The sequence below is a fragment of the Kitasatospora sp. NPDC088861 genome (assembly GCF_044750105.1).
In the GTDB taxonomy this organism is placed as follows: domain Bacteria; phylum Actinomycetota; class Actinomycetes; order Streptomycetales; family Streptomycetaceae; genus Kitasatospora.
Window position 1 is genome coordinate 274,141 of record NZ_JBIVJF010000005.1, and the last position, 21,470, is coordinate 295,610.

The window sequence follows — 21,470 nt, forward strand, 5'->3', positions numbered from 1 at the left end:
GCGCCCGCCGGGGGCGCCCGCGCGGGTGTGCGAACAGCCCCGCCGGGGCAGCGGCCTGGGGAACGGAATCCCCGAACTCCCCTGCACCCGAGGACGGTTGAGGAATGCCCATGCAGACCCCGGAGCGCACTGCCAGGCCGCGGCGCTACCTGATGTGCCGGCCGACGTACTTCACCGTCGACTACGCGATCAACCCGTGGATGGACCCGGCGCAGCCCACCGACACCGCGCTCGCCATCCGCCAGTGGGAGCGGCTGTACTGGCTGTACCGCCGCCTCGGCCACACCGTCGAGCTGATCGACCCGGTGCCCGGCCTGCCCGACATGGTCTACGCCGCCAACGGCGCGACCGTGCTGGACGGCCGGGCGCTGGTCGCGACCTTCCGCTACCCGGAGCGGGCCGCCGAGTCCGAGGCCTACCAGGCCTGGTTCCGCTCGCACGGCTACCGCGAGGTGCACCGCGCCGGGCATGTCAATGAGGGCGAGGGCGATCACCTGGTGGCCGGCGGCCGGGTGCTCGCCGGGACGGGCTTTCGCACCTCCCGGGCCGCGCACGCCGAGGCGGGCGAGTTCTTCGGCGTCCCGGTGGTCGGCCTGACCCTGGTCGACCCGCGCTTCTACCACCTGGACACGGCGCTGGCCGTGCTCGCCGACGACCACGTCATGTACTACCCGGAGGCCTTCGACGCCGACAGCCGGGCCGTGCTGCGCACCCTGTACCCGGACGCGATCCTCGCCGACCGGGCCGACGCCGAGGTGTTCGGCCTCAACGCGGTCTCGGACGGGCGCCGGGTGCTGCTGCCCGAGGCCGCGAAACACCTGGCCGGGCGGCTCGTCGAGCACGGCTACCAGCCGGTCCCGGTGGACGTCTCGGAGCTGCTGAAGGGCGGCGGCGGAGCCAAGTGCTGCACGCTGGAGCTGCGGCCCGCCTGAATCGGACCCTGCCGTCCGCACTGCCGTCCGCACTGCCCTTCGCGCTGCCCTTCGCGCTGCCCTCGCGGACCTTCCCGGCCGCCCCGCCGTCCGGTAGAGGTTGGCCAGGGCATCCGGGGCGGTGCCGTGCCGACAGGAGGGCCACATGCGCGATCAGGCTTCCGCATCCGAGGACGAGGCGGCGCGGCGGCGCAGGGCCGCGTCCGAGCGCCGGAGCACGGACCTCCCGGCCGAGGGCGCCCGGGAGGCCGCGGCCGTCGGCCCGCTGTCCCCTTCGACGGCGCTGCCCCTGCAACGCACCCTCGGCAACGCCGCGGTGGCCCGGCTGGTCGAGCAGCAGCGACACGGCCACGACGCCTCCGGCGGCGCGGGGGTGTCGGTCCAGCGGGCCCCCACGCCCGGAGCCGGGCCGGCGACGCAGATCGCGCTCACCCATCTGACGGCCGACGACCTGGAAGGCGAGTGCGGCTACTTCGAGCGCAGGCGGCAGTTGAGCGTCGCCGCGCCCCAGCAGGGCGTCATCATCCAGGAGATCAACCGCGTCTTCGCCGTGGAGGAATGGGACGGCACGGACTGGAACGCGATGTCGGGCAGCCGGATCGACTCGTACATCACCGCGAAGGGGTCGAGCGCCCACGCCACGGTCGCCCGCTACTGGGAGCTGTGGACGGTCGACGCGGCGGGCAACGTCTCGGACGGTGCCGAGGACACCTTCTCGCTGTGCTCGGTCATCCCCGGCCGCAAGCGCAAGGACACCACGCGGGGGACGTACACGATTACGGGCCGGGCGGTGTTCTACCCCACGGCCGTCGCGCCCGCGGACCTTGGCTTCACACCTGGCGGCGCCCCGCCGGCGGGCGGCCTGTTCAGCACGCTGGCCGACCCGTCGGCGGCCATCGCGGGGCAGGGACTGGCCGCTTCCGGGCGGCCGGTCGACTGCCGGGTGCAGGTGGCCTGGGACAGCTCCCAGGGCGACCGGTACAGCGAGGTGACGATGAGCTGAGTCGCCGCGGCCCCGGTCGGCGCGGTCAGCCGTCGACCAGCAGCACCTCCAGGGTGCGCGGGCCGTGCACGCCCTCGACCCGGTCGAGCTCGATGTCGCTGGTCGCGGACGGCCCGGAGATCCAGGTCTGCGGGCGGGCCGGGTCGAGCCGGGGCAGTGCGAGCGGCACGGAGGCGACGACCTGCCCGGGTGCCCGGACGACGCACAGGTGATGGTCCGGGACGAGGGTGAGCAGCCGCCGCCCCTGGCCCGGCCCGGCGTCCAGCACGATCGTCCCGGTCTCGGCGATCGCGAGCGCGCAGCCGGTGACGACGCTGTCCACGGCGTCGAGCCGGGCGGCGGTGAGCGTGCCGTCGTCGGGGACGGCCGTGACGGCGGTGGCGCTGAGCCAGGCGGGCGGCAGGCCGGGCGGCACGGCGACCGTGCGGCTGCCCCGTTCGGCCAGCAACCGGGCCAGGACGGCGGGCAGTTCGGCCTCGGTGCAGCGGTGCACCCGGGCCCGGTAGTCGGCCAGGTTGTGGTGCAGCAGGTCGAGCAGGGCCGCCGGATCGTCCGGACTGTGCGTGCGCAGGTAGTCCCGGGCGACCGGCCCCTCCGCTGCCCGGTCCCGGCCGGGGGCGGGGTCGGCGAGCGCGGCGCGGATCCGGGCGAGGATCAACTCCCGTGAGGTCATGAGCGGTTCCTCCGCCACCAGTCGCGGAACGGCTCGGCGGGCAGCTCCGGGAGGTCCCGGGTGTCGGTCCAGGCCCGGCCCGGGCCGGGCAGTCGGCGAGGGTGCAGCGCGCGGGTGCGCCCGGCGAGCCGCTCGGCGGCCGCGAGCGCCGCCGGGTGGTCGAGCACGTACCCGGCGGCCGCGATCGCGGCCCGCTCCAGCGGGTGCCCGCCCTGCTCGGCGACCCGCTCGCGCAGGTGCACCAGCACCTCGGGGATGTCGATCGCCACCGGGCAGACCTGGTAGCAGGCCCCGCAGAGTGAGGAGGCGTACGGCAGCGAGGCGTCCAAGGGGCTGGTGGTGCCGCGCAGTTGGGGTGTCAGGATGGCGCCGATCGGGCCCGGGTAGACCGAGCCGTAGGCGTGGCCGCCGGCCCGCTCGTACACCGGGCAGACGTTGAGGCAGGCCGAGCAGCGGATGCAGCGCAGCGCTTGGCGGCCGACCTGGTCGGCGAGCACGGCGGTGCGCCCGTTGTCGAGCAGCACGAGGTGGAAGGCGGACGGGCCGTCGCCTTCCGTGGTGCCGGTCCAGAGCGAGGTGTACGGGTTCATCCGCTCGGCGGTGGAGGAGCGGGGGAGCAGCTGCAGGAAGACCTCCAGGTCCTGCCAGGTCGGTACGACCTTCTCGATCCCGACCACGGAGATCAGCGTGCGCGGCAGGGTGAGGCACATCCGGCCGTTGCCCTCGGACTCGACGACCACCAGGGTGCCGGTCTCGGCGACCATGAAGTTGGCGCCGGAGACGGCGACCCGGGCGCGCAGGAACTTCTCCCGCAGGTGCAGCCGGGCCGCTTCGGCGAGTTCGGCGGGGGAGTCGGTCAGCCCCTCGGGTGCGGGGCGGCCCCAGGCGGCCATCCGTTCGGCGAAGATCTCCCGGATCTCGGCGCGGTTGCGGTGGATCGCGGGCACCAGGATGTGCGAGGGCCGGTCCTCGCCCAACTGCACGATGAGCTCGGCGAGATCGGTCTCGTACGCGGTGATCCCCTCGGCGGCGAGCGCCTCGTTGAGCCCGATCTCCTGGGTGGCCATCGACTTGACCTTGACGACCTCCGTCTCTCCCGTGGCGCGGACCAGGTCGGCGACGATCCGGTTGGCCTCCTCGGCGTCGGCCGCCCAGTGCACGATGCCGCCGGCCGCGGTGACGGCCTCCTCCAACTGGACGAGGTAGCGGTCGAGATGGCGCAGCGTGTGGTCCTTGATCGCCTTGCCGGCCGCACGCAGTTCGGCCCAGTCGTCGAGTTCGGCGACGGCGCGGGCCCGTTTGTCCCGGATGGTGTGGGTGGCGTGCCGCAGGTTGGCGCGCAGCCGTTCGTCCCGGACGGCCGCCGCTGCGGCCTGTGGGAAGGTCGCCTGCGGAGAGGCCGCCTGCCGGAAGGCGGGCATGCCGAGGAAGGCGCCGGTCATGCGGGCCTCCACGGGTGTTCCTCGGTGCTGGCGAGGATCTCCGCCAGGTGTAGCGGGCGCAGGGCCGCGCCCCGGCGGCGCAGCGTGCCGCCGAGGTGCAGCAGACAGGAGTTGTCGGCGCCGCACAGGACTTGGGCGCCGGTGCCGAGCGCGTGGGCGATCTTGTCCTCGGCCATGGCCGCCGAGACGGCCGCGTTCTTGACCGCGAAGGTGCCGCCGAAGCCGCAGCACTCCTCGGCGCCGGGCAGTTCGACCAGTTCCAGTCCCCGGACGGCGCGCAGCAGCCGCAGCGGCCGTTCGCCGAGGCCGAGCACCCGCAGGCCGTGGCAGGAGGGGTGGTAGGTGACGGTGTGCGGGAAGTGCGCGCCGACGTCCTCGACGCCGAGCACATCGGTGAGGAACTCGGTCAGTTCGTACACCCGGGGCGTCAACGCGGCGGCCATGGAGTCGAGTTCGCCGCCCCGGCCGTCGGCGGCGGCCCGGGCTCCGATCCGCGGGTAGTTGTCCCGGACCATGGCCACGCACGATCCGGAGGGCGTCACCACGTGCTCGTACCCGGCGAAGGCCCGTGCGGTGCGCCGCAGCAGCGGCTCGCACGCCCGCCGGTAGCCGGTGTTGTACTGCGGCTGCCCGCAGCAGGTCTGCCCGGCGGGGAAGTCCACGGTCACGCCGAGGCGTTCGAGCAGCCGGACGGTGGCGACCGCCGTGGCGGGGAACAGAGCGTCGTTGACGCAGGTGGCGAACAGTGCGACCCGCATCGGCCCTCCCTTCGTCCGGCGACACCGGCCGGCCCGCTCGCGATCGTACCGAGCGGGCCGGCCGGGGCGGGGGATCTCGGGGACGTCGTGGGGTCCCAGGGGATCTCAGGCGAGCCAGAGGTCGGGGCCGAACACCTCGTAGTGGATGTCCGCCGCCGGGACGCCCGCCGCGAGGAGCTGCTCGCGGACGGCGCGCAGGAAGGGCAGCGGGCCGCACAGGTAGGCGGTGGTGCCGGCCGGGACGTCGACGGTGGCGAGGTCGACCAGGCCGGTGCGCTCGGCGGGCCAGTCGCCGAGCGGCCGCTCGTAGAAGACGTGGGCGGTGGCGTTCGGCAGCTTGGCGGTGAGCTGGGCGAGGTCGGCGCGGAAGGCGTGGGTGAGCTGGTCGCGGTCGCCGTGCACCGAGACGACCTGCCGGGCGGAGCCGGTGGCGGCGAGGTGGTCGAGCATGGCGGTCATCGGGGTGTTGCCGATGCCGGCGGAGGCGAGCAGCACCGGCCCGTCGCCGTCGGCGAGGGCGATGTCGCCGAGCGGGGGCGCGAGGTGGACGAGGCCGCCGGTGTGCAGGTGGTCGTGCAGGTGGGCGGAGACCTCGCCGCCGGGCTCACGCTTGACGGTGAAGCGCAGCGCGCCGTCGGCGGTGCCGGAGAGGCTGTACTGGCGGATCTGCCGGGCGCCGTCGGGCAGTTCGGTGCGCACCGAGACGTACTGGCCGGGCCGGGCGGCGGGGACGGGGCCGCCGTCGGCGGGGCGCACCAGGAAGCTGGTGACGGTGTCGGTCTCCTGGTAGCGGGCGACGACGGTGTAGGGGCGCCAGAGGTCGGCCTGGTCGCCGCCGGCGGCGGCCTCGGCGCGCAGCCGGTCCTCGACGGCGACGAGGGCGTTGGCCATCAGCCAGTACACCTCGTCCCAGGCGGCGGCGACCTCGGGCGTGACGGCTTCGCCGAGCACCTCGACGATGGCGGCGAAGAGGTGCTCGTGGACGATCCGGTACTGGCTGCTGTCGATTCCGACGGAGACGTGCTTGTGGGCGATCCGGGCGAGCATCGCGTCCGGCCGCTGGTCGGGGTGGGCGACCAGCGCGCCGGCGAAGGCGGCTATCGACCCGGCGAGCGCCTGCCGCTGGGTGCCGTTGGCCTGGTTGCCGCGGTTGAACAGGTCGCGCAGCAGCTCCGGGTGGGCGGCGAACATGCGGTCGTAGAAGAGCGGGGTGATGTCTCCGATGGCGCCGCCCACGACGGGCAGGGTGGCCTCGATGACCTCGGCGGACTTGGCGGACAGCATCAGTCCGGCTCCTAACTGGTATGTGAGATTCGCATTAAAGGCCGTGCGTGAGCCCGGCCCCGGGGGGTGGGGGATCAGTCGGTGGGTCTGGCGGTGAGGCCGAGCAGCACCGGGCCGGTGGGTGCGGCCACCAGGTCGTCGATGCTGAGCGGGTCGAGTGCGGCGAAGAACGCCTCCTGGGCGGTCCGCAGCGCACCGCGCAGACGGCACGCGGCCCGCAGCGGGCACGGCGGGTCGTCCTCGCAGCCGACCACGTCGCCGACCCCCTCCAGCTCGCGCAGGAGCAGCCCGAGTGAGCCGGTCCGCCCGGCGAAGGTGAGCAGCAGCCCGCCGCCGCGCCCGCGCCGGGCCTCCACCACGCCGAGGTGCTGCAGGCGGCTGACCACCTTCGCCGCGTGGGTGTACGGCACGCCGACCGCCTCGGCCACCTCGCGGGTGGTCGGGTTGGCGTCCTCGCTCAGGACGGCCAGCCGCATGGCGATCCGCAGGGCGATGTCGGTGCTCTTGGTCAGCCTCACGTTCGAAACGCTATCGAATGCGACTCCACAACTCCAATTTCCTGCACGCCCCCGCCCCGACCGGCCCCCGACCGGCCCCCGACCGACCCATGACCCATCCACGGTCGGCCCGCGCCCCGCCCCCGGCCAGTCCCTGGTCGCGACGGGGCGCGGCCGGCGGGGTGGCTTCTGTCCGAATCTCGGTCGAATCTGAACAGTTGGCGACATTACCGATCAGCCCCTGACGGATGGTCATACCGGCTTCTACGCTTCGTGCGGCTCCGGATCCGCAGGGGGCTGGAGCGACCGGCGTTGCATCCCTTGACCGACCATGCTGGAGAGACTCGTGAGAACACGTCGCGCACCCGGGCGCACCTGGACGGCCGTGACCGCGATAGCCGCGGCCACGGCCGCACTGCTGTCGCAGCCCGCCACCGCCGAGGCCGCCACACCGCCGCCGACCGTCAAGGCGCACGTGCCGGTGGCGCCCTACCCGGCGGGCGTGGCGCTCACGCCGGACGGCGGCCACGCCTACGTGACGAGCCAGAGCAGCGGCACCGTGAGCGTGCTGGACACCGCGAGCAACACGGTGGCCGCCACCTTCACCGCCGGCACCGGCTCCTACGCGGTCGCCCTGTCCCCCGACGGGCACCGGGCGTACCTGACCCACCACCTCGACGGCACCGTCAGCGTCGTGGACACCACGAGCAACACCGTGACGGCCACCGTCCCGGTCGGCGCCCAGCCGTGGGGCCTCGCGCTCTCCGTGGACGGCTCGCGCGCCTACGTCGGCAACGCCGGGGCCGACACCGTGAGCGTGCTGGACACCACCACCAACACGGTCACCGCCACCGTCCCGGTCGGCGCCGAGCCGCACGGGCTGGCCGTCTCGGCGGACGGCAAGCGGCTCTACGTCGCCGCCTCCGGCGCGAAGGCGGTGAACGTGATCGACACCGCGAGCAGCACGGTGAGCGCCACCGTTCCCGTCGGCCGCAGCGTCTTCGGTCTCGCGCTCAGCCCGGACGGCACCCGGCTGTGGGCCGCCGACGCCGACGACGCCACCGCCAGCGTCCTCGACACCACCGGCAACACGCTCGTCGGCACCGTCGCCGTCGGCGCCGGCCCGTACGCCGTCTCGCTCGCCCCGGACGGCAGCGCCGCGTACGTCTCCAACTACGCCGACAACACGGTCAGCGTCGTGGACACCGCCAGCCGGACGGTCACCGCGACCGTCCCGGTCGGCGCGAGCCCGTACAGCCTGGCGATCACCGGCGACGGCCGGCGCGGCTACCTCACCGACTTCACCGGCGGCGCCGTCGACGTGCTCGACTTCCCGCTGCCCGTCCCGGCCGTCACCGGGATCAGTCCGTCCGGCGGCTCGGGGGTCGGCGGCACGACGGTGACCGTCACCGGCACCGACCTGAACGGCGCCACCGCCGTGACCTTCGGCGCGGCGGGCGCCGCCACCGCCTTCAACTGCACCAGGACCAGCTGCACCGCCACCGCCCCCGCCACCGCGGTGACCGGGCCGGTGGACGTCCGGGTCACCACGCCCGGCGGCACCAGCGCCGCCGTCGCCGCCGACCGCTTCAGCTACACGGCCCCCAGTGCCCACCTCGGCGTCGCCCTGACCGCCACGCCGGTGTCCAACCTGCTGAGCGGCCGGGTCGACTACACCGTCACGCTGACCGGCCAGGGCCCCGACACGCTGACCTCGGGCACCGTCTCCGCCGACCTCCCGGCCGGCCTCGCGGCGACCTCCAGCGACTGCACCATCGCGGGCACCAAGCTCACCTGCAAGCTCACCGGGCCGCTCGCCAAGGGGGCGAGCACCACCCGGCACTTCTCGATCTCGGTCGGCCTGCTCAGCCTGATCCGCAGCTTCGACGTCACGGTGGCCCGCACCGCCGGCGTGCCCGCCGACCCGACCCCGGCCACCAGCCGGGACACCCGCAGCTGCACCGCCGTCCTCGGACTGCTGATCACCTGCCACTGACCCTCCCCGAGCACCGAAGGCCCCGCCTGCGTCGGCGGGGCCTTCGTCGTCGCCGCAGGTGCCGGATGCCCGGACGAAACGGCTGAACGAAACGCCTGAACGAAACGTCGCGGGTGAATCGTCTGGACTAAACGTCTGGCCTGGACGTACAGTCCGAGCATGACCACCGAAACCCCCGACCCGCGCGTCCGGACCTGGACACCGGTCTGCCGCGCCGTGGCCCTGCTGCTCGGGCCGTACGCCGAGGTGGTGCTGCACGACGCCACCGCCGACCGGGTGCTGGCCATCTGGAACCCGATGACCCCCCGCACCCCCGGCGACCCGTCGCTGCTCGGCGAACTGGACACCCTCGACCCGTCCGCCCCGGACGTCTACGGGCCCTACGAGAAGCTGCTGCCCGACGGGCGCCGGCTCTCCTCCGTCAGCGCCGTGCTGCGCGACGACGCCGGACGGCCCTCGGCGGTGCTCTGCGTCAACCTCGACCGGGGCCCGCTGGAGCACGCCGCCGCCCTGCTGGCGGGTTTCGCCGCGCCCACCGCGCCCCGCCCCGAACCGCTCTTCGAGCGCGACTGGACGGAGCGGATGAACGACGTGATCGGCGGCTACGTCCGCGCGCACGGCCGCCCGCTCGAACGCTTCGGCCGCGAGGACCGGCTCGCCGTCCTGCGCGAACTCGACCAGGCCGGGGTGTTCGCGGTCCGCCGCGCCGTCCCGGCCGTCGCCACCGCACTGCGGGTCTCCCGTTCGACCGCCTACACCCTGCTCGCCGAACTCAAGCAGGCCCCCGAGCTCAAGCAGGCCCCCGAGCCCCGGCGGGCCCCTGAGTCCTGGCAAGCCCCTGAGAACCAGCAGGCCCCCGAGCCCCAGCACCGGCACCCCGGCGCCGGCGCCGACGAGAGCGAGTGACAGAGAGATGACCAGGCTCCCCGACTTCCGACTCGAAACCTACTTCTCGCGCTGGGAGTTCAGCGCCCGCCACCACCTCGCCGCCTCCGACGCCCAGACCATGACGATGGCCGAACTCCTCGCCCTGGCCGGCCCCGAGGACCGCCGGGCCTGGGACGGCCTCGCCCTCGGCTACACCGAGACCTACGGCGATCCGGAGCTGCGCCGCGCCATCGCCGGGATGTACCAGGAGGTCGACGCCGACGACGTGCTCTGCTTCGGCGGCGCGCAGGAGGGGCTCAACCTCGCCATGCAGGTGCTCCTCGACCGGGGCGACCACGCCGTGGTGGTGACCCCCAACTACCAGTCCGCCGAGACCATCCCGCTCTCCCTCTGCGAGGTCACCGGCGTCGCCCTGGACGAGAAGGACGACTGGGCGCTCGACCTCGACGCGGTCACGGCTGCACTGCGCCCGAACACCCGGGTGCTGTCGGTGAACTTCCCGCACAACCCGACCGGCAAGGTCATCGACGCGGCCGACTTCACGCGTCTGGTGGAGCTGTGCGACGAGCGCGGCATCCGGCTCTTCTCCGACGAGGTCTACCGCGGTCTGGAGCGCGACCCGGCCCGGGCGCTGCCGCAGGCCGCCGACCTCTCCGCACGCGCCCTCTCGCTCAACGTCACCTCGAAGTCGCTCGGCCTGCCCGGCCTGCGGATCGGCTGGATCGCCTGCCGCGACCAGGAGTTGCGCTCCCGGCTGGAGCGGGCCAAGCACTACACCACGATCTGCAACTCGGCGCCGAGCGAGGTGCTGGCCCGCATCGCGATCAACGCCCGCGAGCAGATCCTGGCGCGCAACCGCGCGATCATCGCGGAGAACCTGCCGCGGTTCGACGCGTTCTTCGCCGAGTTCGGCGACCTCTTCGAGTGGCGCGCCCCGGACGGCGGCTGCGTCGCCTACCCGCGCTACCTCGGGGCGGACGGGGTCGAGGACTTCTGCACCGCGCTGGTCGAGCAGGCGGGCGTCCTGCTGCTGCCCGCGAGCATGTTCCACTCCGACCTGACGCCCGCTCCCGCCGACCGCTTCCGGATCGGCCTGGGGCGCCGCGATCCGGGCCCCGCCCTGGCGGCCTTCGGCGACTGGCTCCGCACGCGCTGACCGCCGGGCGCTGCCGGGAAGGAACGTGGGTCGGGCCCGTGCGGGAGGCGACTGCCTCCCACACGGGCCCGCCGACCTCAGAGCTTCTGCCAGGCCGGCTTGGCGGCGTAGGTGTCGCGGAAGTAGTCGGCGAGCTTGAGGCCGGAGGCGGCGGCCTCGTCGACCACCACGGTGGCGTGCGGGTGGAGCTGCAGCGCCGAGGCGGGGACGGCGGCGGACAGCGGGCCCTCGACGGAGAGGGCGACGGCCTCGGCCTTGGCCTCGCCGGTGGCGAGCAGGACGAGGTGGCGCGCCTCCAGGATGGTCCCGATGCCCTGGGTGATGACGTGGTGCGGGACCTCGTCGAGGCTGTCGAAGAACCGGGCGTTGTCCTCCCGGGTCTGCCGGGTGAGCGTCTTGATCCGGGTCCGGGAGGCCAGCGAGGAGCAGGGCTCGTTGAAGCCGATGTGGCCGTCGGTGCCGATGCCGAGCAGCTGGAGGTCCACGCCGCCGGCCGCGGCCAGCGCGCGGTCGTAGGCGGTGGCCGCCGCGGCGATGTCCGTCGCGTTGCCGTCCGGGCCGAGGAAGGAGTCCTCGGTCAGGCCCAGCGGCTCGACGACCTCGCGCAGCACCACCGAACGGTAGGACTCGGGGTGGCCGGCGGGCAGGCCGACGTACTCGTCGAGCTGGCAGATGCGCGCCCGGGAGGCGTCGAGCCGGCCGTCGCGGACCCGCTCGGCGAGGGCCTGGTAGATCGGCAGCGGCGTCGAGCCGGTCGCCACGCCGAGCAGGGCCTCGGGCTTGCCGGTCAGCAGATCGGTGATCGCCGCGGCGATGAGTTCGCCGGCCGCTGAGGCGTCAGGGACGATCACGATTTCCATACTGGTCCACCGTTCTGAGCCGGGTGCTTGGTCTAGACCCTTGAGGTCTAGACCAGTTTGCCGTGAACGGGTGCCCCAGGTCCACTCGGGCCCTGGTCGGAGCCGCTCTGCCGGCCCCGGACCGCCGGGAGCCGACCTGCGAGGGCGCCGCATGCCGACGGGCCGGCCGCCGGGTGCGCTGGCGGCCGGCCCTGGAGCCGGGGCGCGGGCGCCCCGGCGGATGGGGTGGGTCGGGTCGATCGAGGGCCCCGGTGCTGGTGGAGCGGCGGGGTCCGTCAGAACGGGTTGGTGCAGGTGGTGACCTGCTGGGTCGCCTCCAGTGCCGGGCCGGCGGTGGCGCAGATGATCCGCAGGTCGGTGGTGACGACGCGCGGGGTGACCGCCTTCGCGGAGCCCAGGCGCACGGTGGTCGCGGAGGCGATCGTCTCCCACGGGCTGCCCCAGGCCTTCTGGGTCCGCACCTCGACCTGAACCATCGTCAACTGGCGCGGGTCGGCGGAGACCTGGGCGACGCCGAAGAAGCCCTCACCGTCGTGCTGGTGCGAGATGCAGGGCTTGTTGAGCACGGAGGCGCAGGCCACCGCTTCGTTCTCGGTCGTCGCCGGGGCCGCGATGGCCGGTCCGGCCGCCAGGCCTGCTATCCCTGCCACCATCATCGTCACAGCTGCGATCCGAGCGCGCATGATATGAACCTCCTTGGAAATTAAGGGGATCTCACTCCTTGAGATGAGTCTTGCACAGAACGTGGACATGCCGTGTGTGTGTTGCGTCACACTCAAGGTGACCATTCAACTACGTGCTGCAACCACCCGTCGAGCGGTCGACGGACCGGCAGGTGGGCGGCCCGGGGGCAACTCGGCGACGCCCGGGTCGGGTTGGCGGTGTCCCTTCACTCGTCCGAGTGGCGAACTGCCGTCGGGGCGAATCGGGCCGTTAGCATCGACCCGAACCACGGAGGTGTCGGCGTGGACACGGTCATCGTGCAACTGCCCGACCGGGAGCCCGTGATGGCACCCGGCGAACCGCCCGGCCTGCTGCGGATGGGCCCCGGCGAGGCCGCGGCGTTCGGGCGCGGCGAGCCCGGCCGTCCGGCCCCCATCCCCCTGCCCGACCAGGGCGTCTCCCGGCGCGCGGGGGAGGTCACCGCCGCCGAGGACTACTGGCGGCTGTCCAACTTCAGCACCTCCGCCACCTACGTGGTGGAAAACCTGGAGGGCGCGGGCGAGCACGTCAAGGTGGCGCCCGGCCGGCTCGGCGCGCCCGTGCCGTTCGAGTTCTCCCGGGTGCTGCTGCCCGCCCTCGGCGAACCCGCCTGGTTCAAGGTCTTCGCCCCGCAGCACGCCTACCTGGAGGGCCGGCCCGGCGGCGTCGGCGGCGAACTCACCGTCAGCCCGTTCGCCCTCGACCCGACCGCCAAGTACTTCCTGGTGCTGCTCGCGCTCTGCGAGCCCCGGCTGCGCTCGCCCTCCGCCGCCGTCGTCCCCGGTGTGACGGAGGTGCTGGCCCGGCTGCGCGCCCTGCCCTCCTGCCACGGGCTGACCCGCTCGGCGGTCAACTACCACATCGACTACCTGGTGTGGACGAAGCTGCGGCTGCGCGAGCCCTACGAGGACGGCCCCGGCGGCGGCAAGCGCGAGGAACTCGCGGCCCTGGCGCTGAAGTTCGACCTCGTCCGGGAGGAGCACCTGGCCCTGCTCCCGCCCCGGCGCCCGGCCGCCCGACCGTGAGGCCCGCCGGCCAGGCGCCCGACGGGCAGCCGCCCGACGAGCCGGCGTCCGAGCAGTGGGTGCCGGAGAAGGACCAGCCCCCGCCGGACCAGCAGTTCGAGGTACCGGCCGGCTACCGGCTCGCGGGCTACCGCACCGGCGCCTACCTCGGGGCCGGCGCCTGGGGCAGCGTGTACGCGGCCGAAGGCCCCGACGGTGCCCCGGCCGCCGTCAAACTGCTCAGCCCCGCCCGGCTCAGCCCCGGCCAGCGGCGGACCATGACGGAGGTCGCCCGCAGCGAGATGCGCTTCAGCCGCCGCGCGGACCACCCCCACCTGATCCGCACCCTCGCCGTGACGGTCGTCGACGACCCGGCCCACCCCGGCCTGGACGGCGCCGTCGCCCTGGTGATGGAACGCGCCGCCCGCAGCCTCCAGGACGTCCTCGCCGCCGCCCGCCCCGGCACCCCGGTGCCCGGCGCCGGACGCGTCCTCACCGAGGTCTGCGCCGGGCTCACCCACATGCACCGGGGCGGCTGGGTGCACGGGGATCTCAAACCGGCCAACATCCTGCTGATGCCCGACGGCACCGCCAAGATCGCGGACTTCGGCCTCACCGCCGAACTGGAGGGCACCCACGCCTACACGCCGCCGCTCGGCTCGCCCGACCACGTCCCGCCCGAGTGGTGGTCCGAGCGCACCGGCGCGCGCGGCGTCGCGGTGCGCCCCAGCGCCGACATCTGGGCCTTCGGGGTGATCGCCCACCAGGTGCTCACCGGCGGCCTGCACCCGTTCCTCGGCGCCACCGCCTGGGCCCGCTCGCTGGCCGCCCAGGCGTACGCGCGCGGCGCGGCGCCGCTGCGGCTGGACGAGGCGCTGCCCGGGCCCTGGCGGGCCGTGGTCACCGCCTGCCTGGCCCCCGGGCGGGAGGAGCGGGCCCGCGCCGACCTCGCCGCGCTGGTCGCCCGGGCCGGCGCGCGTCCGGCCTGCCGCCGCGGCGGCGCCCTGCGGGCCGCCACCGGCCTGCTGGCCTGCGCCGCCGCCGTCCTCGCCCTGACCGGGGCCCCCGAGCCGGAGGCCGCGGAGCATGGCGCGGCAGTACCCGCCGTGGGGTCGGCCGCCCACCCGGCCGCGCCCCCGCCGCCCGGCGCGATCCCGGCCGGCTCCGACGTCCCGGTGGCCTACCGCGGCATGATCGAGGTCGCCGCCCGGCGCTGCCCCGAGCCCGAGATCACCCCGGCGCTGCTGGCCGCGATGCTCAAGGCCGAGAGCGGCTTCGACCCGAACGCGGCCCGCCCCGAGACCGGCGAGTACGGCATCGCCATGTGGACGCCCGCCGTCTTCGACGCCTGGGCGAAGGCCGCGGCCCACGACGGCCCCAAGTCCTACCTGGATCCGGGCGACGCGATCGCCGCGATGGGCAACTACGTCTGCTGGCTGGACCAGCAGCTCAAGCACCGGGGCCTCACCCGCGACCTGCCGGCCCTGGTGACCGCCGCCTACCGGACCAGCGACAAGACCGTGGCGGCCTCCGGAGGCGTCCCGGAACGGGTCCGCCCGCACGTCGACAAGGTGCTCCGGTACCTCGCCGACTACGGCGGGTGAGCGGGCAAAACGGGATGAGTTGTACCACATCCCTACGTATCCCGGCGCGGGCAACCGGGTGGGCGGCCCCCGGTCTGGGATGCTCGGCGGCATGATCACGAAGCTCCGCGCGGCCGCCGCGCAATGGACCGTCGTCGTTCCGGTGGTGTCGTTCGTCGTCCTCGCCCTGACCTGGCACCGGGACCTGCCCGGTTGGGTGGTGGGCGTCGTCGCCTGCTTCCTGGCCGGCGCCGTGCTCGCCGCCGTGCACCACGCCGAGGTGATCGCGCACCGGGTCGGGGAACCCTTCGGATCGCTCGTGCTCGCGGTGGCGGTCACCGTGATCGAGGTCGCGCTGATCGTGACGCTGATGGCCGACGGCGGCTCCAAGTCCGCCACCCTGGCCCGGGACACCGTGTTCGCCGCCGTGATGATCACCTGCAACGGCATCCTCGGCCTGTCCATCCTGGTCGCCGCGATCAAGTACCGGACCGCCGTCTTCAACGCCGAGGGCACCGGCGCCGCGCTCGCCTGCATCGGCACCCTGGCGACCCTCAGCCTGGTGCTGCCGACCTTCACCACCAGCTCCCCGGGCCCGCAGTTCTCCACCACCCAGCTGGTCTTCGCGGCCACCGCCTCGATCGTGCTGTACGGGCTGTTCGTGACCACCCTGACCTTCCGGCACCGGGACTACTTCCTGCCGGTCACCCCCGAGGGCCGGGTGCTCGACGAGGAGGATCACGCCGCGCCGCCGACCGCCAGGGCCGCCTGGATCAGCCTGCTGCTGCTCGGCGTGGCCCTGGTCTCCGTGGTCGGCCTCGCCAAGGGCGTCTCGCCGACCATCGAGTCCGCCGTGGACGACGCCGGACTGCCGCACTCCGTCGTCGGCGTCGTGATCGCCCTGCTCGTCCTGCTGCCGGAGACCATCGCGGCGCTGCGCGCGGCCCTGCGCAACCGGTTGCAGACCAGCCTCAACCTGGCCCTCGGCTCGGCGCTCGCCAGCATCGGCCTGACCATCCCGGCCGTCGCGATCGCCTCCTCCTGGCTCTCCGGCCCGCTCGTCCTCGGCCTCGGCCCGGCGCACATGGTGCTGCTGACCCTGACCGTCGTGCTCGGCACCCTGACGGTCATCCCGCGCCGGGCCACCCCGCTCCAGGGCGCCGTGCACCTCGCCGTGCTGGCCGCCTACGTGGTGCTGGCGCTCAACCCCTGACGCCGCCGGTGGCAGTTCCACGGAGCCCCTGCCGTCCGACACCGCCGTCGGAGGCAGGGGCTCCGTGGTCTCCCGGGGGAGCGTGTCGGACGGCGGCCCGCCGACGGGCCGGGCCCCGTCTCCGGCGCGGTGGTCAACGGCGGGCCCCGACCCGGCGGGTGACCGCGCAGCCGCCCCCGTGGCCGGTATTGACCGGTCATCGGGGCGGGCCCGCGTGTCGGGGCGGCGGGCGGGTGCCGTGGTTCTCTATCGTCCGTCTCGGACCGCCGAGTCCGGCCGCGTCCGAATGGCCCCGTCCGAACAACCTGTCCGAATGACCCTGTCCGAGTCCGTCCGGGCAGCCCTGCGGCCCCGTCGGGCCCGCAGTCGATCCGACCCCGTGGGAGTGCGTGATGCCCGGCCCAGAGCAGCAGGTGCCCGCAGACGGCGGCCGGGCCCCCCGGCCCGCCCGGACCGAGGAGAACGCCGACGTCATCGTGGTCGGCGCAGGCCCGGCCGGCTCCACCGCCGCCTACCACCTCGCCCGCACCGGCCTGGACGTCCTGCTGCTGGAGAAGTCCGCGTTCCCGCGCGAGAAGGTCTGCGGCGACGGCCTCACCCCGCGCGCCGTCAAGCAGTTGACCGACCTCGGCATCGACGTCTCCGAGCAGGCCGGCTGGCTGCACAACCAGGGGCTGCGGCTGATCTCGGGCCGGCGCGCGCTGGAGTTCGACTGGCCCGAGCTGTCCGCCTACCCCGGCCACGGACTCGTCCGCCGGCGCGCCGACTTCGACGAACTGCTCGCCCGCCGGGCCGCCTCGGCCGGCGCCCGGCTGATCGAACGGGCCAACGTGGCGGGCCCGTTGGTGGACGAGCGGAGCGGCCGGATCACCGGCGTCACCGCGAAGCTCGGCGACGAACGCCGGCCCGTCAGCTACCAGGCGCCGGTCGTGGTCGCCGCCGACGGCAACTCCACCCGCCTCTCCGTCGCGATGAAGCGCTACCGCCGCACCGACCGCGCCATGGGCGTCGCCTACCGCACCTACTTCACCACCCCCCGCCACCAGGACCGCTACCTGGAGGCCTGGCTCGACCTGCGCGACCCGGGCGACCCCGCCCGCCGCCTGCTGCCCGGCTACGCCTGGGTGTTCGGCATGGGCGACGGCACCGCCAACGTCGGCCTCGGGGTCCTCGACACCGCCCACGTCGACCTCGACTGGCGCGACCTGCTCCGCCGCTGGTGCGACAACCTGCCGCCCGCGTACGGCTACACCCCCGACGCCGTCACCGAGCCCGTCCGCGGCTCCGCCCTCCCGATGGGCCTCAACCGCCAACCCCACTACGCCGACGGCCTGTTGCTCATCGGTGACGCCGGCGGCACGGTCAGCCCCGGCACCGGCGAAGGCATCGCCTACGCGATGGAATCCGGCCGCTACGCCGCCGAGACCATCGTCCAGGCCCTCGCCCGGCGCACCGACCGCGGCCGCGAACTGGCCCTGCGCGCCTACCCGCAGGCGCTGCGCTCCGCCTACGCCGGCTACTTCGCGCTCGGCCGCCTCGCCGCCGACCTGCTCGGCCGGCCCAGGCTGCTCGGCGCGGCCGGCGCCGCCGGGCTCGGCCACCCGGCGCTGCTGAAGGTGGCGTTCCGGCTCATGGTCAACCTCACCGAGCCCAACTCCAAGGACGCCCTCGACCGGCTGCTCCACCTGGTCGGGCGGGTCGCGCCGGGGCGCTGACGGGGCGCTGACGGGGCCGGCCGTCCGGAGTGTCCGGCCGGTGCCGAACCGTTCATTCTTTCGGGTGAACCGGTCCGGCGTCCGGGGGTTGGCCGGAACCGGGGAATTCGGTGCGCCTTCGGCCAAGTCGTGTTGACGGATGATCAGCTGATCCGCTTGCCTGGTGCCGAAACGGACACGGAGGGTGAGCAGGACGCCCCCTCCGTGCGACCCCCCTCACGACGGAGACACCGTGCGCCTTCGCCTTCGCCTGCTCGTCGCGCCACTCGCCGCGGCCGCCGCCCTGATCGCCCCGAGCATCCCGGCCGCCGCGGCCGACACCGCCACCGCGGGCACCTCCGCCCGGGCCGCCACGCCCTCCGACGAGTGCTCCGCCGACTTCTACCAGGGTGACAAGCGGCTCGGCCCCGCCGACCTGCCCACCACCGGCCGGGTCGGCAGGGAACTCGTCGGGTACCAGCGCACCGGCTCCCTGAGCGAGCAGCAGTTCCTCACCACCTACTACGACCCGGCCAGCAACAACGGCGCCGGCGGCTGGATCTACCCGCCGTCCGACGGCTACGTCACCTTGCCCGACGGCACCCCGGTCGAGTTCGATCTCACGCTCTACCCGAACCAGAACATCGACCGCTACGGCAGCGAGTACGGCGCCTTCCTCGCCCCCGAGGGACTGCCCTACTCCACCCGCTCCATCCCGCCGCAGAGCCTCGACGGCACCCCGTCGGCGGGCTGCAACTACCACGACTACAAGGTGGTCAAGCCCTTCAAGGTGCACGCCGGCCCGATCGCCCCGTGGTTCGGCCAGCCCGGCTGGGGCCTGCAGTACCAGCTCGACGCGAGCCTGGTGTCCGGCGGCCCGGCCAAGCTGAACGTGCTCTGGCTGGTCGACAACGGGTACCTGTCCCGGATCGTCTGACCCGGCCGTCCGGGCGGCGCACGGCGGGCCCGCCGTGCGCCGCCCCGCTCACTGGACGTCTCGGGCGTCACCGCCGGGCCGCTCGACCACCGGCCGGTCCGCACGCCCCCGCCGGCCGGGCGGGGGCGGATTGCCGGCCGGGAAAATTCGCTGGCGGGCACCGGAGCGGGCGGGATAGGAAGGCCGGATGAGCACTACCGAGACCTCCGCCGAGCGGCGCGTCCTGCGGCCCGCCACCCTCGACCTGGGCGACGTCGCGCTGCGCCCCTGGGGCAGGGCCCTCGACGTGCCCGGCGGCACCGTCCCGGCCCTGGTGGCGGCCGCGGCCGACCCGGAGATCGCCCGCTGGAACCCGCTGCGCATCGCCGACCCGGCCGGCGCCGAGGCCTACCTCGACCGCTGCGACACCGGCTGGGCCGAGGGGCGCGCGGCCGCCTTCGCGATCACCGACGCCCTCGACGGGACCCTCCACGGCAACGCCTTCCTGGGCTGGACCGACCAGTCGGACGGCATCGCCACGGTCGGCTACTGGCTGCTCCCCACCGTCCGCGGCCGGGGCATCGCCACCCGCGCCGTCACCGCCGTCACCCGCTGGGCCGTCGCCACCGCCGACGCCCGCCGCATCGAGCTCTGGCACGCGGTCGGCAACGAGGCCTCCTGCCGCGTCGCCGACCGCGGCGGCTTCCGCCACGAGGGCACCACCCGGGCCTCCTACCGCTACGGCGACGGCGACTACGTCGACGAACACCTCCACGCCCGCCTCGCCACCGACCCGGACGCCGGGTAGCCGGGTTCGCCGACCGGCCGCCGCGCGGGTCCTCCCGGTGCCGGGAAACCGGTGGGCCGCAGGCTGCGCGCACGGCGGGGGAGCGGCCTAACCTGGAAGGGCGCGTACGGTGCGTGGCCCGGGAAGGGAAACGGTCGGCCATGACGGTGATCTCGGCGGCTCTCTTCGGTACCGATTGGCGCCCTGCGCCGCCCGGTTCCGCCGAACTGCTGCGCGAGTGCGCCGCCCGGGGCTGGACGGTCGTGCTGACCGGGCCCGGGCCGGGCGGGGCACCGGCCCTGACCGTGACCGCCCCCGGGCGTGACCCGGTGCGGGCCGCGCTGGAACTGGTCGGCGGCACACCGCCGCACGCCGTGGCGGTGGCCGGCAGCGTGCGCGAGGTGCTGGCCGCGCGGCGGGCCGGGGTGCCGTGCGTCGCCCTGGCGGCCGGTGCGGACGCCGGCCCCGAGCTGAGGGCGGCGGGCGCGGTCGAGGTCCACCGCGACGCCGACGCTCTGCTGCGCGTCCTGGACGACAGCCTGCTGGCCCGGCCCCGGGCCTTCGGCCCCGTGGGCGCCGCCGCCGGCGCCGCACCACACGCCGCAACCGGCGGCCCCCTGAGCGGTTAGCGCCTGCCCGTACCGGGCAACCGCCCGGGTGCGAGCACGTCACCGGAAGTGTCGGAGGTGACCGAGATGGACGGACCCGCGTTGAGCGGATGGGAGCGACGGCTCCTTGAGGAGATCGAGTCCGATCTGCGCCAGGACACGCGCCTCGACCGGAAGTTGAGCACGATGGGCGCCAAGTCGCCGAGCCGGGCCCGGCGCGTGCTGCGCGGCGTCGGGCGCCGCCTGTCCGCCGGGGTGGTGCTGACCGCCCTGGTGATGTCCGCGATCTGCCTCAGCATCGGCGTGCGGACCCCGACCACCGCGGTGCTGACCGCCCTCGGGCTGGTGTGGGCGGCCTCGGTGGCGGCGGCGATCGCCACCTCGGCGCTGCTGCGCCGCCGGGCCGCGGGCCGGGGTGAGGGCCGGGACCAGGCTGCGGGCCGGGACCGGGGCGAACACCGTGCCGCACCCCCCGACCGGGACGAGCGCCGCGAACGCCGCCCCTGGGACCAACCGGAGGCGTGATGACCACCGACCTGTGGGAGTACCGTCCGGGACCCCACCACGCTGCCGACCTGAACCTGACCGGGTACGAGGTGCAGGCCACCGACGGCCCGCTCGGCCGGGTCGAACAGGACACCGGGGACCACCTGCTGATCGACGCCGGGCCCTGGGTGGCGGGCACCCGGCTGTCCGTTCCGGTCGGTCTGGTGTCGCGGATCGACCACCTGGAGCTGACCGTCCACCTGGACTGCCCGCGCGCCCGGCTCAGCCCCGCCCCGGCCGCCGCCGTCCACCTGGGTTCCGCCTGCGACCCACACCGGCGCTGAGCCATGGGCTGGCCGTCCACCACGCTCACCGGCCGGACGATCGCCTTCCTGGTCGCGCCGTACGGGGCGGAGCAGGTCGAGCTGACCTCGCCGTGGCAGGCGGTGGCCGAGTCCGGCGGCACCCCGCGGTTGCTGTCCACCGGGCCCGGCCGCGTCCAAGCCGTCCGGCACCGAGCCCCGGGCGACACCTTCGCCGTCGACCTCCTCGTCGCCGGGGCGCGGCCGTCCGCCTTCGACGGCCTGGTCCTGCCCGGCGGCGTCGCGAGTCCCGACGCGCTACGGCTGGACGAGGCCGCGGTGGTCTTCGTCCGCGCCTACTGCGCCTCCGGCCGCCCGGTCGCCGCGATCTGCCACGCCGCCTGGACCCTGATCGAGGCCGACGCCGTCCGCGGCCGCACCCTCACCTCCTGGCCGAGCCTGCGCACCGACCTGCGCAACGCCGGAGCCCACTGGGTGGACGAGGAGGTGCACGTCTGCCGCGCCGGCCCCGGCCCCCTCGTCACCAGCCGCCGACCCGCCGACCTGCCGGTCTTCAACGACACCCTGGTCACCGAGTTCGTCCACGCGGCGAAGCGGCGGAAGGGGTGAACCCGCTTCCCGCCCCGGGGAGTTCCCGGCGTGCCCGGCGCGAGCTGCGCAGGGGG

At 74.6% G+C, this 21,470-nt stretch carries 22 protein-coding genes; 15 read left to right on the forward strand and 7 right to left on the reverse strand.

Annotation, left to right across the window (positions count from 1 at the left end; all coding sequences use genetic code 11):
- The first annotated feature begins 110 nt into the window (after window positions 1-110).
- Window positions 111-932, forward strand: a complete 822-nt coding sequence (gene ddaH, locus ACIP37_RS12405; RefSeq protein ID WP_400805910.1) for a dimethylargininase — start codon at window positions 111-113, stop codon at window positions 930-932.
- A gap of 145 nt (window positions 933-1,077) precedes the next feature.
- The gene (locus ACIP37_RS12410) at window positions 1,078-1,935 is read left to right on the forward strand and encodes a hypothetical protein (RefSeq protein WP_363630518.1); all 858 of its coding nucleotides are present in this window, start codon (window positions 1,078-1,080) and stop codon (window positions 1,933-1,935) included.
- Window positions 1,936-1,960: 25 nt separating this feature from the next.
- Here ACIP37_RS12410 and ACIP37_RS12415 read toward each other — a convergent pair whose 3' ends face one another.
- The 5 genes from ACIP37_RS12415 to ACIP37_RS12435 form a co-directional block, all read right to left on the reverse strand.
- Window positions 1,961-2,608, reverse strand: coding sequence for a lactate utilization protein C (locus tag ACIP37_RS12415; protein WP_400805908.1), 648 nt, complete (start codon window positions 2,606-2,608; stop codon window positions 1,961-1,963).
- Window positions 2,605-4,050, reverse strand: coding sequence for a lactate utilization protein B (locus ACIP37_RS12420; protein ID WP_400806156.1), 1,446 nt, complete (start codon window positions 4,048-4,050; stop codon window positions 2,605-2,607). The genes ACIP37_RS12415 and ACIP37_RS12420 overlap by 4 nt, the downstream gene beginning before the upstream one ends.
- Window positions 4,047-4,808 (reverse strand): (Fe-S)-binding protein, encoded by a 762-nt coding sequence (locus ACIP37_RS12425; RefSeq protein WP_363586452.1) that lies wholly within the window; start codon window positions 4,806-4,808, stop codon window positions 4,047-4,049. The genes ACIP37_RS12420 and ACIP37_RS12425 overlap by 4 nt, the downstream gene beginning before the upstream one ends.
- 105 nt (window positions 4,809-4,913) lie before the next feature.
- On the reverse strand, window positions 4,914-6,092 hold the full coding sequence (locus ACIP37_RS12430; protein ID WP_363586451.1) for a globin domain-containing protein: 1,179 nt from the start codon (window positions 6,090-6,092) through the stop codon (window positions 4,914-4,916).
- A gap of 74 nt (window positions 6,093-6,166) precedes the next feature.
- Window positions 6,167-6,610 (reverse strand): Rrf2 family transcriptional regulator, encoded by a 444-nt coding sequence (locus ACIP37_RS12435; RefSeq protein WP_363586450.1) that lies wholly within the window; start codon window positions 6,608-6,610, stop codon window positions 6,167-6,169.
- A gap of 325 nt (window positions 6,611-6,935) precedes the next feature.
- Here ACIP37_RS12435 and ACIP37_RS12440 point away from each other — a divergent pair, with 325 nt between their 5' ends.
- From ACIP37_RS12440 to ACIP37_RS12450, 3 genes are all read left to right on the forward strand, one after another.
- On the forward strand, window positions 6,936-8,585 hold the full coding sequence (locus ACIP37_RS12440; RefSeq protein ID WP_400843751.1) for a beta-propeller fold lactonase family protein: 1,650 nt from the start codon (window positions 6,936-6,938) through the stop codon (window positions 8,583-8,585).
- 159 nt (window positions 8,586-8,744) lie between these two features.
- Entirely contained in the window at window positions 8,745-9,491 is a 747-nt protein-coding gene (locus ACIP37_RS12445) for a transcriptional regulator (RefSeq protein WP_400805905.1), read from the forward strand.
- Window positions 9,492-9,498: 7 nt separating this feature from the next.
- Entirely contained in the window at window positions 9,499-10,629 is a 1,131-nt protein-coding gene (locus ACIP37_RS12450; RefSeq protein ID WP_363617322.1) for an aminotransferase class I/II-fold pyridoxal phosphate-dependent enzyme, read from the forward strand.
- A 77-nt stretch (window positions 10,630-10,706) separates the two neighbouring features.
- Here ACIP37_RS12450 and ACIP37_RS12455 read toward each other — a convergent pair whose 3' ends face one another.
- Window positions 10,707-11,489, reverse strand: coding sequence for a glucosamine-6-phosphate deaminase (locus tag ACIP37_RS12455; RefSeq protein WP_363586446.1), 783 nt, complete (start codon window positions 11,487-11,489; stop codon window positions 10,707-10,709).
- Between the two features lie 275 nt (window positions 11,490-11,764).
- Complete coding sequence (locus ACIP37_RS12460; protein ID WP_363630528.1) at window positions 11,765-12,172, reverse strand: hypothetical protein; 408 nt, start codon at window positions 12,170-12,172, stop codon at window positions 11,765-11,767.
- 282 nt (window positions 12,173-12,454) lie between these two features.
- Here ACIP37_RS12460 and ACIP37_RS12465 point away from each other — a divergent pair, with 282 nt between their 5' ends.
- From ACIP37_RS12465 to ACIP37_RS12510, 10 genes are all read left to right on the forward strand, one after another.
- Entirely contained in the window at window positions 12,455-13,216 is a 762-nt protein-coding gene (locus tag ACIP37_RS12465) for a serine/threonine protein kinase (protein WP_363586444.1), read from the forward strand.
- Window positions 13,213-14,799: a protein kinase gene (locus ACIP37_RS12470; RefSeq protein ID WP_400805900.1), complete on the forward strand. Its 1,587-nt coding sequence runs from the start codon at window positions 13,213-13,215 to the stop codon at window positions 14,797-14,799. Before ACIP37_RS12465 ends, ACIP37_RS12470 begins: the two co-directional genes overlap by 4 nt.
- Before the next feature lie 91 nt (window positions 14,800-14,890).
- The gene (locus ACIP37_RS12475) at window positions 14,891-15,991 is read left to right on the forward strand and encodes an ionic transporter y4hA (RefSeq protein ID WP_363586442.1); all 1,101 of its coding nucleotides are present in this window, start codon (window positions 14,891-14,893) and stop codon (window positions 15,989-15,991) included.
- 392 nt (window positions 15,992-16,383) lie between these two features.
- Window positions 16,384-17,706, forward strand: coding sequence for a geranylgeranyl reductase family protein (locus ACIP37_RS12480; protein ID WP_363586441.1), 1,323 nt, complete (start codon window positions 16,384-16,386; stop codon window positions 17,704-17,706).
- A 232-nt stretch (window positions 17,707-17,938) separates the two neighbouring features.
- On the forward strand, window positions 17,939-18,622 hold the full coding sequence (locus ACIP37_RS12485) for a TNT domain-containing protein (RefSeq protein WP_400805896.1): 684 nt from the start codon (window positions 17,939-17,941) through the stop codon (window positions 18,620-18,622).
- Between the two features lie 187 nt (window positions 18,623-18,809).
- A complete protein-coding gene (locus ACIP37_RS12490; protein ID WP_363587435.1) occupies window positions 18,810-19,409 on the forward strand; it encodes a GNAT family protein in 600 nt (199 codons plus the stop codon).
- A gap of 140 nt (window positions 19,410-19,549) precedes the next feature.
- Entirely contained in the window at window positions 19,550-20,017 is a 468-nt protein-coding gene (locus ACIP37_RS12495) for a hypothetical protein (protein ID WP_363587437.1), read from the forward strand.
- A gap of 66 nt (window positions 20,018-20,083) precedes the next feature.
- Entirely contained in the window at window positions 20,084-20,521 is a 438-nt protein-coding gene (locus tag ACIP37_RS12500) for a hypothetical protein (RefSeq protein ID WP_363587439.1), read from the forward strand.
- A complete protein-coding gene (locus ACIP37_RS12505; protein WP_363587441.1) occupies window positions 20,521-20,826 on the forward strand; it encodes a PRC-barrel domain containing protein in 306 nt (101 codons plus the stop codon). The genes ACIP37_RS12500 and ACIP37_RS12505 overlap by 1 nt, the downstream gene beginning before the upstream one ends.
- A 3-nt stretch (window positions 20,827-20,829) precedes the next feature.
- On the forward strand, window positions 20,830-21,414 hold the full coding sequence (locus ACIP37_RS12510; RefSeq protein WP_363587443.1) for a type 1 glutamine amidotransferase domain-containing protein: 585 nt from the start codon (window positions 20,830-20,832) through the stop codon (window positions 21,412-21,414).
- Window positions 21,415-21,470 lie beyond the last annotated feature (56 nt).

Coding starts and splice junctions, on each gene's coding strand:
- ACIP37_RS12445 (WP_400805905.1), top strand. CDS start 8,745: ATGACCACCGAAACCCCCGACCCGCGCGTCCGGACCTGGACACCGGTC.
- ACIP37_RS12430 (WP_363586451.1), bottom strand. CDS start 6,092: ATGCTGTCCGCCAAGTCCGCCGAGGTCATCGAGGCCACCCTGCCCGTC.
- ACIP37_RS12490 (WP_363587435.1), top strand. CDS start 18,810: ATGAGCACTACCGAGACCTCCGCCGAGCGGCGCGTCCTGCGGCCCGCC.
- ACIP37_RS12510 (WP_363587443.1), top strand. CDS start 20,830: ATGGGCTGGCCGTCCACCACGCTCACCGGCCGGACGATCGCCTTCCTG.
- ACIP37_RS12415 (WP_400805908.1), bottom strand. CDS start 2,608: ATGACCTCACGGGAGTTGATCCTCGCCCGGATCCGCGCCGCGCTCGCC.
- ACIP37_RS12410 (WP_363630518.1), top strand. CDS start 1,078: ATGCGCGATCAGGCTTCCGCATCCGAGGACGAGGCGGCGCGGCGGCGC.
- ACIP37_RS12475 (WP_363586442.1), top strand. CDS start 14,891: ATGATCACGAAGCTCCGCGCGGCCGCCGCGCAATGGACCGTCGTCGTT.
- ACIP37_RS12500 (WP_363587439.1), top strand. CDS start 20,084: ATGGACGGACCCGCGTTGAGCGGATGGGAGCGACGGCTCCTTGAGGAG.
- ACIP37_RS12480 (WP_363586441.1), top strand. CDS start 16,384: ATGCCCGGCCCAGAGCAGCAGGTGCCCGCAGACGGCGGCCGGGCCCCC.
- ddaH (WP_400805910.1), top strand. CDS start 111: ATGCAGACCCCGGAGCGCACTGCCAGGCCGCGGCGCTACCTGATGTGC.
- ACIP37_RS12450 (WP_363617322.1), top strand. CDS start 9,499: ATGACCAGGCTCCCCGACTTCCGACTCGAAACCTACTTCTCGCGCTGG.
- ACIP37_RS12495 (WP_363587437.1), top strand. CDS start 19,550: ATGACGGTGATCTCGGCGGCTCTCTTCGGTACCGATTGGCGCCCTGCG.
- ACIP37_RS12505 (WP_363587441.1), top strand. CDS start 20,521: ATGACCACCGACCTGTGGGAGTACCGTCCGGGACCCCACCACGCTGCC.
- ACIP37_RS12420 (WP_400806156.1), bottom strand. CDS start 4,050: ATGACCGGCGCCTTCCTCGGCATGCCCGCCTTCCGGCAGGCGGCCTCT.
- ACIP37_RS12425 (WP_363586452.1), bottom strand. CDS start 4,808: ATGCGGGTCGCACTGTTCGCCACCTGCGTCAACGACGCTCTGTTCCCC.
- ACIP37_RS12460 (WP_363630528.1), bottom strand. CDS start 12,172: ATGCGCGCTCGGATCGCAGCTGTGACGATGATGGTGGCAGGGATAGCA.
- ACIP37_RS12455 (WP_363586446.1), bottom strand. CDS start 11,489: ATGGAAATCGTGATCGTCCCTGACGCCTCAGCGGCCGGCGAACTCATC.